General features: G+C 68.4%; 11 protein-coding genes. 4 read left to right on the forward strand and 7 right to left on the reverse strand.

Features of this window, described 5'->3' with window-relative positions:
- Positions 1–470: 470 nt before the first annotated feature.
- Positions 471–995, reverse strand: a complete 525-nt coding sequence (locus FB563_RS01860) for an acyl-CoA dehydrogenase family protein (protein WP_107100668.1) — start codon at positions 993–995, stop codon at positions 471–473.
- Between the two features lie 571 nt (positions 996–1,566).
- Here FB563_RS01860 and FB563_RS01875 point away from each other — a divergent pair.
- Entirely contained in the window at positions 1,567–1,971 is a 405-nt protein-coding gene (locus tag FB563_RS01875; RefSeq protein WP_055707196.1) for a hypothetical protein, read from the forward strand.
- A 578-nt stretch (positions 1,972–2,549) separates the two neighbouring features.
- Here FB563_RS01875 and FB563_RS01880 read toward each other — a convergent pair.
- A complete protein-coding gene (locus tag FB563_RS01880) occupies positions 2,550–3,122 on the reverse strand; it encodes an RICIN domain-containing protein (protein WP_037662501.1) in 573 nt (190 codons plus the stop codon).
- Between the two features lie 470 nt (positions 3,123–3,592).
- Between FB563_RS01880 and FB563_RS01885 the strand changes: the two genes are divergently transcribed.
- Positions 3,593–4,759 carry an oxygenase MpaB family protein gene (locus FB563_RS01885; RefSeq protein WP_234357809.1) on the forward strand — a complete coding sequence of 389 codons (1,167 nt, stop codon included), beginning with the start codon at positions 3,593–3,595 and terminating at the stop codon, positions 4,757–4,759.
- A 4-nt stretch (positions 4,760–4,763) separates the two neighbouring features.
- Here the strand turns inward: FB563_RS01885 and FB563_RS44870 are convergent, their stop codons facing one another.
- From FB563_RS44870 to FB563_RS01895, 3 genes are all read right to left on the reverse strand, one after another.
- Positions 4,764–4,895, reverse strand: coding sequence for a hypothetical protein (locus FB563_RS44870; protein WP_267888654.1), 132 nt, complete (start codon positions 4,893–4,895; stop codon positions 4,764–4,766).
- A gap of 164 nt (positions 4,896–5,059) precedes the next feature.
- Positions 5,060–5,851 carry a hypothetical protein gene (locus FB563_RS01890; RefSeq protein WP_055707171.1) on the reverse strand — a complete coding sequence of 264 codons (792 nt, stop codon included), beginning with the start codon at positions 5,849–5,851 and terminating at the stop codon, positions 5,060–5,062.
- Entirely contained in the window at positions 5,848–6,483 is a 636-nt protein-coding gene (locus FB563_RS01895; protein ID WP_079048852.1) for an ABC transporter ATP-binding protein, read from the reverse strand. Before FB563_RS01895 ends, FB563_RS01890 begins: the two co-directional genes overlap by 4 nt.
- A gap of 289 nt (positions 6,484–6,772) precedes the next feature.
- Here FB563_RS01895 and FB563_RS01900 point away from each other — a divergent pair, with 289 nt between their 5' ends.
- Positions 6,773–8,005 (forward strand): flavin-containing monooxygenase, encoded by a 1,233-nt coding sequence (locus FB563_RS01900; RefSeq protein WP_055707172.1) that lies wholly within the window; start codon positions 6,773–6,775, stop codon positions 8,003–8,005.
- Between the two features lie 307 nt (positions 8,006–8,312).
- On the opposite strand, the gene FB563_RS01905 is transcribed toward FB563_RS01900, so the two are convergent.
- Entirely contained in the window at positions 8,313–9,230 is a 918-nt protein-coding gene (locus FB563_RS01905; protein WP_055707173.1) for a cupin domain-containing protein, read from the reverse strand.
- Between the two features lie 103 nt (positions 9,231–9,333).
- A complete protein-coding gene (locus FB563_RS01910; RefSeq protein WP_055707174.1) occupies positions 9,334–10,452 on the reverse strand; it encodes a YncE family protein in 1,119 nt (372 codons plus the stop codon).
- Between the two features lie 258 nt (positions 10,453–10,710).
- Here FB563_RS01910 and FB563_RS01915 point away from each other — a divergent pair, with 258 nt between their 5' ends.
- The gene (locus tag FB563_RS01915) at positions 10,711–11,106 is read left to right on the forward strand and encodes an MDR/zinc-dependent alcohol dehydrogenase-like family protein (protein WP_055707175.1); all 396 of its coding nucleotides are present in this window, start codon (positions 10,711–10,713) and stop codon (positions 11,104–11,106) included.
- Positions 11,107–11,148 lie beyond the last annotated feature (42 nt).

Here is an 11,148-nt window from a genome sequence, read left to right on the forward strand (position 1 = left end):
CGTCCCATCGATGCTGGTACAGCGGCGTGACTCGATCACTGCCGGATGACTTCGGCCGAACGGATGCTCAACCTGACTTAGTGCGCTGACAACGCGTTGGCTCTCGTCCATTCCTGACCGGTATCGGCAGGGATACTTCACGCAAGGAGGCGGTGCTCACCGGCTGCGGCAGCTGGGGCTCCCTCCCTGGTGATCAGAACCCCGATGGCCAACTCACCAGAAGACTCATGACCCGCATCTCAGAAGCCGTTGTCGTACCGATCACGGTGGACATCGATTCGAGTGCGCCCACGCGGCTGGGTGATCTTTCGGTGAGGCGCGCATGAAAGCAGGGCCTCCTGATCAGCTCGGGATTGTCGAAGTTCAAACGAACTGGCCAGGAGGCGCCCGCATCTGGCTGAAGCCCGGCGATCGTCGTCAAGCTCAAGCAGACCGTTGTCCAGGTCGACGAGGAACGCGGAGAACTGCGGCTAGTCACTGTCCTGCTCTCCGGTGCCGTCCATGCGGGCGACGACGATCGCGAAGTCGGCGAAGGGGCCGGCGGAGGAGAAGACCTTGTGGCCGGTGAGCCGGTAGCCGTCGCCGGCGCGTACGGCGACGGTGCGCATGGAGCGGACGTCGGAGCCGGCGTCGGTCGCGGTCAGAGAGAAGCAGCACGTCCTCTCGCCGCGGATGAGTAGCAGCAGGTACTTGTCCAACTGGTGCTCTCCGGCGTGCTGGAGGATGTCGCCCGCGCGCAGGGGGCCGCCCATGTCGCCGAGCACGCTGTGGCCGAGGACGCGCCCGCTGGCGCCGATCTCCTCCTTGAGGGCGGCGAGCTGGGTGTAGGTGAGGTTCTGGCCGCCGTACTCCCCGGGCAGCTGGATGCCGTAGAAGCCCAGTTCGCGGCTGCGGCGCCAGACCAGTTCGAGGTCGGCGCGGGTGAGCAAGCTGCCGGGGGTGAGGCCGCGCTCTCGTTCGTACTCGGCGAGTTCACCGTCGAGGTAGTCGCGCAGGCGGTCGACGAGTTCGGCGGTGGGTGGTCGTAGGCGGGGTGGAGGGAGAAGGCCACGGGAGAGGCTCCGAACAGGGTGGGGTCAGTTGACGCGGCGGGCGGCGTGCGCCCAGAAGGGTTCGCGTACGGTCTTGCGGTCGAGCTTGCCGTTGCGGTTGTGGGGCAGTTCGGGCACGAAGTCGACCGAGCGCGGCTTTCTTGAGGCGGTCCAGCCGGTCGGCGCAGAAGGCGATCAGTTCCTCGGCCGTGACAGTCGTACCGACGGCGCCGGCCACGCCCATCACGGTCAGAACGGCCACATGCGCACCGTCCTGGACGCACGCACCTCCAGCGGCTACGGCTCCCGCGGCATCCACGCCATCCTCGACGTCGAAACGGCATTGGCCGCCGCCGACACCGCCGCGCGGCTGCGGGACCACGCTGCGGCCGGCGAGAAGATTCCCGGTCCCGCCGCCCGCAGGGCCCTGACTCCCGACGCGTTCCTGATCTGCGCGTTCAAGCACGCCAACGCTCTCTGCGAGCCGGTGCCCGGCGTCACAGCTCCAAGGCAGTACGACTGCCAAGGCCCTCACATGAACGACCAGCACCAAGACGAGCGCGCCCGCATTCGCCAGGCCATGGACCGTCTCCCGGCCGGGCAGGCCACCGCCTCCAACGGCAGCCTCACCGTAGTTGCCCTCGCCGCCGAAGCAGGCGTACACCGCATGGCCCTCCTCAAACGGCACACCGACCCGAAGAAGGAGTTCTACGAACGAGTACGCACCGAGATCCGGCAGACGCCGGCGCCCGAAAGACGTCTACGGGAAACCGTCACCAAGCTCAAGGAGAACGTCGCCCGACAGAGAGCCGAGATCGAAGAGCTCCGCCAGCTGGTAACCAGACTCACCCTCGCCAGCGCCGTGCTCATCTACGACGGTGATCAGCGGACGGATTCATCCGCCGATAACGTCGTGCCGCTGCGCCGACCACCAACGTGACGGCCGCCGCCGGTCGGCGCTGGCAACCCTGCCCGGCCACCCGCTCCGGCTCCGGCGACACAAAGCCCGACGGTCCCGCCCGCAGTCGGTTCTCTCGGCCCACTGCCCGCACGCCACTTCGGCGGCTTCCAGCCTGGTCACCCGCGTCTCGATCTCGGCCAGTTCCTTGCGCAGCAGTTCTCAGCGCGTTCTGCCAGCTGCACCCGCTGCTCGATCGTCCACGTCAACGCATCCGCGATGAAGACCCCTCCCGCCGCGGAACCTACGCAACAGGCCAAGGATCTTGCCCGAGAACCGCAGAGGACACCCGTGACAGACGATCACGCGCTACCGATCTCCACCCAGAGCAGCGCGAGCACTTCCCCGGGACAGCACACCAGCCCCGCCGATCAGCAGAAATCAGGTTGGCGTGGGCTCGCTGCGGAACACCCCCGCTCGAGCGGGGGTGTTCCGCAGCGAGCCGCCGACAGAGGGTCAGAGGGGTCAGCAGATCCGGCTCTGTCGGGCTTCTCCCAGGGGCGCAGGTCCGCAGCAGCCAGGCGGGGCCGCGCGCCTGTCGGCCTTCGTTGACCGGGAGGTCAGGCGGCCGACCTCGGGTCGATCTTCCAGCGCATGTTGGTGGGCGCGTTGGTTCCGGTGAAGTGCTTGAGGGTCACGTACACATCAGGGTGGGGGTAGTTCTGCGACTGCGAAGTGATTGCCCACTGCCGGAAGTTCGCTCCGGCCGGAGTGATGGTGTAGGTCTCGGAGGTGCCGTCCTCGCGGACGATCCAGTCCTGTGCCGGACCGCCGTTGCAGTCGGTCACGGTCAGCGGGCCGTTGTCCTTCGCGTTGTCCGGCACCGTCAGACAGGCCGGGGTCGGGTTCTTGATCGGTTCGGTCTCGATGACGTAGTGGTCGCCGTACTTCTGCTTGAGTCGCCAGACCGACCCCGAGCCCTCATTGGCCAGCGGCCAGGGGTACCACACCTGGACGTACTGCGGCCGGTTCTCATTCTGAGTGTCGGTCTGCAGGTAGAAGCCGGTCGAGGCGTTGCTGATGATCACCGCCTGGTTGCTCGGGGGGTAGCCGGGGCCGTTGGCTGCAGCCGGGGCGGCCGCGGCCACGCTTGCGGAGAGTGCCAAACCGAGCAGGAGAGCGATCTTGCGCATGGACGGTCCCTTTCGTCGAGCGGCATCTGCCGGGGGTATCTGTCGTCGACGTCCCTGCCCCTACGGTCGACTGCAAAAAGAGCCCGCCCCGGAATGACTCCGAATGAGGGAGGGGTGTTCGGATTGGCGTACGGCTCGACGGCCACTTCTGAATCGCGTTGCGGAACTTGTGCGGGATGCGGCCGTCGGGGCCGACGAGCACCGCCCCGGCGGTGACGTGGCCGGGCCAAGGGTTTGCGGCTGGTGAGGTCGTCGTCGTCCAGAAGGCCGAGGAACCGCACCGACATCCACCAGATCGCAGTCATCGGCACGGTCGTGCGCCCCTGATCACGCCCCCGGTGCGCATCTTCGTCACTCCTTCGTGGCATTTCGGTCTCGGACTGCAATGGGGAAGATCAACTGTGTGGCGCGCCGGGGGGGTCGGTCCGGTCAGCGCCGCAGCCCTGTGGGTGCGTCGAGAGGAGTGAGCTGTGACCTTGACGGCTGAGACCGTGGAAGCCGAGATGGAGGCCGCAAACCAGGAGGGAGACCCGGCTGCGGACACGCTGGTGTCCGATCTCATCGACAACAGGGAGGTCGACGGCGTCAACGGCCTGTTCCGCACCATCGGGACACTCAAGCCCCGCATGCCCATGGACGAGCTGTCCAACCTGCCGGAACGGCTCGCGCAGTTCCTGCACGATGCCTCCGAACAGCCGCCCGGCTGGAGCGAGGCCGACGTCAAGGCCGCGGAGGGCTTCTTCGCTCACCACCACGGCGTGGCCTCCATGCTGCAGGGCACTGTCGGCCTGATCGGCACCTACCTCTCCCCGACCGGCGCCTACACCCTGCGCACCACCGGGCGCCTGGGCGGCGTGGACGGTCCCGGCCGGCGGCTGTCGCAATCCTCGCGCCTGTTCATCGGCATGGGTGACAAGGACCCCCTGCACAACGGCACCCTGGCGGCGACCGTGACCAAGGTCCGCCTGGTCCACGCCTCCGTCCGCCAGCTGCACAAGAAGAGCGGCCAGTGGGACTACGCCAAGTGGGGCGAGCCCGTCTCGCAGAAGTACACCACCGGCGCCATCGGCGTCTTCAGCGTTCAGATCCTCCAGGCTATGAAGAACCTCGGCGTCCATGTGGCACACGACGACGCGCAGGGCTTCGTGAACGCCTGGCACTACATCAACCACTACCTCGGCACCCCTGAGAAGTGGCTGATCCCCAAGGACGTCGACCTGGTCGACCGAATCTGGAGCATCATGCGGGAAAAGGAGTGGCAGCCGGGCGAGGACTGCAATGTCATGACCGCGCAGGCGCTGAAGTTCTACAAGGAGAAGATGCTCCCGCCAGGCTTCTACGAGCCCTTCATCGCCATGGTCCGCACCGCGTTCACGGACAAGTACGCCGACATGGCCGGCATCCCCAAGAGCACTGTCGACCTGGCGGCCAAGCCCGCCGCGGCCATGCACAGCCTCTTCAGCAGTGCTGTCGGCGGCGTGGGCGGCGGCAGCGCGAAGAAGGCAGTCGGGGTCAACCCCCACGACGAGATCCTCGGGGTGGCGTCGAAGGGGTTCAATCAGGTCGAGCGCTACGCCCTCACTCACGACCAGGACGACCAGCCCCAGATGCACCAGGAGCTCCGCGACAACCGCTGAAGGCTCAGCCGACTCCGCCGATACCGCCCTCGCGTGCGGGTGGCATGGGCGCCGGCCAGCCGTGGCCGCACTCGGCCTGGACGCCGTGGCCGCCCGCCTCCAGGCCCTCGTCGTCGACCAGACGGGCTTTGTTCACGAGAACGGTGCAGGCCGCCCGCGCGCGGGGCGCCCCGGCCGCACGACGTTCGTCTCCGGCAGAAACGGTCGCCAAGGGGAGACGTCCGGCCCCTGGGTACGGGGCAGCGCGACAGCCGCCGCCATCAGCGGCGCCGGCATTCGGAGTGCCCGAACTCGTCGTGATCACTCTGCGTCGGCTCTCGTCCGGCGGGGCCACGAGGAGCGGGAAGGGCGGTGGTGGTGGAGGACGAGCAGGGCCAGGGCCCCGGTTGCTGCGGACCAGGCGAGGGAGAGCAGGCCGTGGGACCAGGGAGTCTGGGGGGTGAGGGCTGAGCTCAGGGCCATCTGGTTCACGCCGTACAGAGGGAGCGCGGACACGCCTGCCACATCCATGAGTGTGTTGAAGACGGGGTTCTGCAGACCGGTGTCGACCAGGCTGAGCATGATGATCAGGAAGAAGCCCTCCAGCTCGCCGCGGACCAGAGAGCCGAGGAGAAGCCCGATGCCGCCGTAGGCGAGGCCGGCGCCCGCGAGGGCCAGCCCCAGGGGGCCTGCGTGGCGTACGGGCAGGGAAGCCCACAGCAGGATCGTGGTGTAAAGGGCCAGCGCGACGGCGGTGAGGGCGATGGCAGTGAGTTTGGCCAGGAGCATCGGCAGCCGGGGGTAGCCGGCCAGCAGCAGACGGCGGTCCATCTGACGGGACTGGAAGGTCTCCGTGAAAGTGATGAAGCCGGCGACCATGGTGACGGCGCCCAGCGCGCTGGCCACCTGGCCCAGCTGGCTGGCCGGAGCAGAGACGGGGACGCTGATGGCGTCCAGCCGGATGCGCACCACTTGGTCGGATGTGCACAGGCGTGCCACGGCGATCCAGACGGGAATGAACGCGACTGCCAGAACCAGGGCCAGCCGGTTGCGCAGGTGGCCCAGTAGAGTGCAGCGCAGGAGCTCGGTGAAGGCCGTGCAGGTGGGTTTCAAGACTCGGTCTCCTGGAAGTGCAGACGGCCCTGGCTCAGATGCGCGATCGCGTCGAAGTGGTGTGCGTCGTGCAGCAGGTGAGAGACCACGATGATCGACCGGCCCTGATCGCGCAGGGCGGCGGCCAGGGCCCAGAACCGCTGGTGGGTGTCCCAGTCGAAGCCCTGGTAGGGCTCGTCCAGGACCAGCAGGTGCGGATCGTGCATCAGAGCGATCAGCAGGTTCAGCTTCTGCCGCGTTCCACCACTGAGTTCGCCGACCTGCTGTCGTCGGCAGGCGGTCATCGCCAGCAGCTCCATCAGCTCGCCGGCCCGTTCCAGTGTCGGCAGCCGGTAGGCCCGCTGGAACAACCGCAGATGCTGTTCGACAGTGAACGCGTCGTTGAGTACTGCCCGTTGCGGACAGTACCCCACTGCTTCGGTCCGTGTCACCGTGCCGCGGTCGGGTGCGAGGTGGCCTACGGCGATCTGCAGCAGAGTGCTCTTGCCCGCACCGTTCTCGCCGACGATTCCCACCAGCGTCCCGGCAGACACGTCAAGGTCCACCTCGCGCAGGACCTGCCGGCCGCCGTACGCCTTGCAGACTCCGCTGATCCGCAGCCGTGGCCGGGGGCGCGTCGTTACTGCTTGCACATGAACCCCTCGAAGGAATCGGACAGGTGGAGCGAGCCGTTCCGGAGGAAGTCCCCGTGGAGGCCGCGGCCGCGCAGGCTCAACGGCTCATGCCCCTCAGGGACCCGCGAGTGAAGGCGGCGCCGCCCCAGTCCCTTGCGGGCCGGCTCTCGGGACGACCGAACCCTCGCGCAACGTCTGCTGCCCGGTGACCAACGAATCGGCACCGCCTGTGTAACGGCAGTCACTCCCTGCTGAACATCCGGGAATTGGCCGTGACGTACCCCGTGGTCTGCCGTTGTAGGAGGCGATGCCCCCCACACCACAGCGAGACTTCAGTGCTCCCACGATCGTGATCGGAGCCGGCCCGCACGGCTTGGCGGCCGCCGCGCTGCTGAACCGCTCCGGCGAGCCGACCGTGATCCTGGAACGGTCGGACCGCGTGGGAGCGAGCTGGGCGCAGCGCTACGACCACCTGCGTTTGCACACCACTCCCGGCACGTCGCAACTCCCCGGCCTGCCAATTCCGCGTCAGGCGGGTCCTTGGGTGAGCCGGGACGACTATGTGCGCTACCTGGAGGACTACGTCGCCCATCACCGACTCGACGTCCGGGTGAACACGGAGGTGCAGCGCATCGAACGGGCCGAGCCGGGTTCGAGAGCACGATGGCTGGTGCACAGTGCCGACGGTCTGGTACCCGCTGGTGCGGTCGTGGTGGCCACCGGCCGCTGCCGCACGCCCGACACTCCGCGCTGGCCAGGGCGTTCGACGTTCACCGGCACCCTGCTGCACTCGGCCCACTACCGCTCTCCGGCCCCCTACCGGGGGCGGGACGTGCTGGTGGTCGGCGCCGGCAACAGCGGTACCGAGATCGCCAGCGTCCTGGCCGGGGCCGGAGCCGAACGGGTACGGATCTCAGTTCGCACCTCACCCAACATCCTGCCCCGCTCCAGCGCACGATGGCATGCGGCCGGCCGGCTGACGGAGGTCCTCCCACTGGCGTGGCGTGACCGCACCTCCCTGCTCACGCAACGTCTCGCGGTGCCCGACCTGACCTCACGGGGACTGCCCCGGCCCCGCACCGGTCTGTACACCCGCAATGTCCGAGAAGGGGTCAACCCGGTGCTCGACCACGGCTTCGTGGACGCCGTCCTGTCCGGCCGGGTCGAGCCGGTCGCGGCCGTCCAGGCGTTCGACGGCCCGGACGTGGTACTGGCCGACGGCACCCGGCTGCGACCCGACACGGTCATCGCCGCCACGGGGTTCCGGTCCGACCTGCACGACCTGGTGGGGACCCTGGGCGTACTCGACGACGCCGGGCAGCCCCTCGCCGTAGGCGGGCAGAGCCACCCTACGGCCCCGCGCCTGTACTTCACCGGATACACCAACCCCCTCACGGGTGTCCTTCGCCAAGCGGGCATCGAGGCACGCGCAATTGCCCATGCGTTGCGACGGGAGAAGGCGCGGCCAGCCCTTCCCCTCCCCCAGCCCGGCGGTCGCCGCGCGGCCGGCGCACTCGACAACGGGCACGCACCGGGCTGACGAGGTCGCGGGTAACCGACCGCCCCGGCCGTGCGCGGCCTTGCGGCCACTGACCGAGATCGGAGTGATGCCGGTGTCGGTGAAGGAGGGGTTGTGGTGGAGCGCTACTCGACCATGGTCAGGCCGAGCTCGGTGAATCGGGCCGCGAGAGTGTCGGCCAGCACTGGTCGGATCCGACCGTCCTGGCGAGAAGCTTCTCGCCGACGCGGGTGAGCCCCCTCCGCGCGGTAGCGGCCACCGGGCGTCGGTCGCCGGGTCGAGCACGGCACGGACGCAACCGCAGCGGAGGGGTACGACTCATGGCGGCTCAGGTCAGCTTGGTGTTGGCCAGGACCCGGCGCAGGATGCTCCAGGAGAGGTCGGACTCGGTGGCGAAGGCACGCCGCTTCTTGGACTCCTCGTCGATGTAGTTGAAGGCGTCGCGGCTGTAGCTGTTGCCGTCGTCGTCCTCGACGCCGGTCTCCTCCGGGTTGAGGTAGACGTGGAAGCTGGCGCCGAAGTCGGCGGAGGCGTTCATGTAGCCGGGGCCGGTGGAGCCGCCGCCGCCGTCCATCGGGCAGTACACCCGGTGCACGGCGTAGTGGTCCCTGGACAGCCAGGCGCACTGCCCGGGGGTGAGAGTGATCAGGCCGAGTTTGCGGGCGTTCCAGTCGAGGTGCTCGTAGACCATGACGTCGAGCTGGCCGGCGAGGCAGAAGACGATGCCGGTGGTGTGGCCGTGGGAGTGGATGGGCGAGTAGTGCTGAGCGCGCCAGATCTCCAGGACGACGGGTGAGCCGATGTCGCCCTTGGGGTGGTCGTCGGGATGGAGGTGGCCGTGCTTTGCTGCCAGGTGGTCGTAGTCGCCCCGGCCGGTGCAGGCGACACGGATGTACGGCGGGTGGGACGGATCGTGCTTGTACTTCTCCACGAGGATCTGGCGCAGCAGGCCCACCTTTTCGCCGGGTGCGGTGGCGGGGGCGAGGTGTTTGCGCATCGCTTCGGTCTCCCACGCCGACAGGCGCAGGTCCTCAGCCTTGCGCGCGAGGTCCATGACAGCCGGTGGGATCATCAGCTGGCGGGCGTACTCGTCGAAGGACGTGGCCTGCTCGATCACGAGTGACGGGACGGCCTCGGCTCCCAGGAGACGCAACTGCCGTTCTTCTTCCCTGGTGATGTGGAAGGGGTACGTCGCATCGCCGTACTCCGGCTGCCCGGCGGGCGTCTGGTCGGCGGTCAGGCTCATGATGAGACTCCTTCGTGTGCAGGGGTGCCGCGGCTCGGCGCGGGACCCGATGACGCCACGCATGTTCGGTGCCACGGCTCGAGGCGGGTTCTGTGCGGTGTGATCAGTGGCTGAGCAGGCGTGTGGCCCTGAGGCCGTCGAGGGGGTACTCCTGGGGCAGGTGGGCCGGGTCGCCCAGCACGGTGATCAGCACGGTGATCGGCCGGGACGTGCCCGCGGCGAGGAACTGGTCGCCCACCGAGCTCAGGTATGCCTTGCCGTCCTGGGCGATGACGTCGACGCCGGAGGCTTCGGCTTTCGCACCCTTGACCGTGGGCAGGTCGAAGGAGATACGGAACTTCCTGACGTCCTCCGCCGTGCCTCTGTCTTTGCTGACGGCGGTGAGGGTGAGGTCGAAGCTGTAGACCCGGCCCCGGGGTTCGCCGTTCTCCCATGTCCCCTTGAACTTCTTCGTCACGACGATCTCGTCGTAACTGGGCGGCACAGGCAGCGGGGTGATACGCCCGGCCCCGTTCACGATCTCCAGGTCGCCGACGGGCACCCTGCCCCGTCCGATGCGCTGCGAGTGATCGGGGATCTCCGCCGTGGTCAGATCGAGGTGATTGACGTTGCCCGCGGAGTCGACCGCGTAGAAGTTGCCGTCCTGGTCGAAGAAGGTGGCTGCGTACGCCTTGCGCGAGCCTGCCGCGCCGCTGGCTTGAGCCGGCGGGAAGACACCAGCCTTGAGGACGGTCTTCATGGGCTGCCGGCCCGGGTCGATAAGCAGCAGGTCACCGTTGTCGCCCTCCACCGAGTACAGCCGCCCGTCCTTGGGGTGATAGGCGAAGTCGTCCCACCGTCCGCCTCCCGGTGCGTTGCGGGGTGTGGCCGTGCCGGCTGCCACGTCGACGGCGTAGCTGGGGGTGTCGGCGTTGCCGGCGACGAAGAGATTCTTGCCGTCGGGGTCCATGTCGCCGTCGAACCAGGGCCCGTTTGGCAGCCCGTCGATGACCTGCTCCTTCAAGGTGCCGGCCGCCACGTCGACAGTGATGAGCTTGTTGCGGCTCACGGCCAGCAACAACGGCTCCTTGTCGTCTCCGCGGTACTGCGCTCCCATGGCGGTGTAGCCGCTCTCGTAGGGCGCGACGTTGTCGACGACGCGGGTGTCGCCGTCGATGGGGTCGAAGCGGTAGATCCGGGTGCTGGTCCGGCCGACGGCGAGATACACCTTGCGGTGAGCCATGTAACAAAGCGTCCTTCCACGCGACTGCGGAACGCTTCGACGTCTGCCCCCAGACCCGCGAAGACAGGCACTCTAAGTATTCGTTCGAACACAATGAGCCACACTCCTCGGGCGCTGTATACCTCCAAGCAGGGGCTTTTCGTGGAAGGCGTGCAGGGAGTGCCGCGTCGTCGGCGAACGGGGTTGACCCTCCAGCACCAGGCGTTCGCCGTGCTGCGCAGCAACGGGGCATGAAGGAACGCGAGGCTTGCCTGCGCGTTGGCGGCGCACACCGTGGAACTCGCCCGCCACCGCGGCCTGAAGGTCACCGCGCTCGCCTCCGCACACGACGAGCTGTTCCTGTGCTCCCGGGGCGCCGACCACTTCCTGCCCCGCGACGCGGCCCTCCCCTCGACGGCCTTCGCCGGCATCGTCGATGCCGCCGTACCCGGCCAGGAGTCGGCACCAAACGCGGAATCCGGGTCGACGCCCTGGACGTATGTGCCGACGGCACCCAGCCCGCCGAACTGTCCTGGCTGGCCGACCAAGGCGCCGTGCCGGCCCGCATGGCCGGGCCCTTCCCTCCCCCTGGCGGACTCCGCCGCAGCCCGCTCGCGCCTGGCCGAGGGGGGCCTGCGCGGACGCATCGTAATCATGCTCCGCCTCCCGGTGTGAGGACGCGGCCGCCGCTGTCCCCGTGCCATGCAGTTCCTCGCC

The sequence above is a fragment of the Streptomyces puniciscabiei genome (assembly GCF_006715785.1).
GTDB classification, from domain to species: Bacteria; Actinomycetota; Actinomycetes; order Streptomycetales; family Streptomycetaceae; genus Streptomyces; species Streptomyces puniciscabiei.

Bases quoted from the DNA above. Each gene is read 5' to 3' on its own strand.
- FB563_RS01875 (WP_055707196.1), top strand. From the start codon at position 1,567: ATGAACGACCAGCACCAAGACGAGCGCGCCCGCATTCGCCAGGCCATG.
- FB563_RS01880 (WP_037662501.1), bottom strand. From the start codon at position 3,122: ATGCGCAAGATCGCTCTCCTGCTCGGTTTGGCACTCTCCGCAAGCGTG.
- FB563_RS01900 (WP_055707172.1), top strand. From the start codon at position 6,773: ATGCCCCCCACACCACAGCGAGACTTCAGTGCTCCCACGATCGTGATC.
- FB563_RS01905 (WP_055707173.1), bottom strand. From the start codon at position 9,230: ATGAGCCTGACCGCCGACCAGACGCCCGCCGGGCAGCCGGAGTACGGC.
- FB563_RS01910 (WP_055707174.1), bottom strand. From the start codon at position 10,452: ATGGCTCACCGCAAGGTGTATCTCGCCGTCGGCCGGACCAGCACCCGG.